Below are 240 nucleotides of genomic sequence, written 5' to 3' on the forward strand. Positions count from 1 at the left end.
CGCCTCCAATGCGCAAGGTGTATTGGTGGAACACGTGACAGTCGCAGGTATCGCATATGCCCTCACAGGACCTGACGGTAGTTGGCACGGTGATTCCTTCCTGGTCTTTGAAGGAGGCGTTGTAATACCGGGCCGCCGCGCGGCGTTTTTCGCAATACCGGTCCAGGTGCGGGAGCTTGGCGCGAAGTACGGCAGCCTGCAGGGAATCCAGGCGGGAATTCACCCCGACCACGTCGTGGT

At 60.4% G+C, this 240-nt stretch carries 1 protein-coding gene; it reads right to left on the reverse strand.

From position 1 onward, the window contains the following. Window positions 1–240, reverse strand: a 240-nt coding sequence (locus ACRHNM_RS17970; protein WP_431137996.1) for a DegT/DnrJ/EryC1/StrS family aminotransferase, incomplete at both ends; no start/stop codon positions are given.

Source organism: Psychroserpens mesophilus (genome assembly GCF_050617655.1).
GTDB classification, from domain to species: Bacteria; Bacteroidota; Bacteroidia; order Flavobacteriales; family Flavobacteriaceae; genus Psychroserpens; species Psychroserpens mesophilus_A.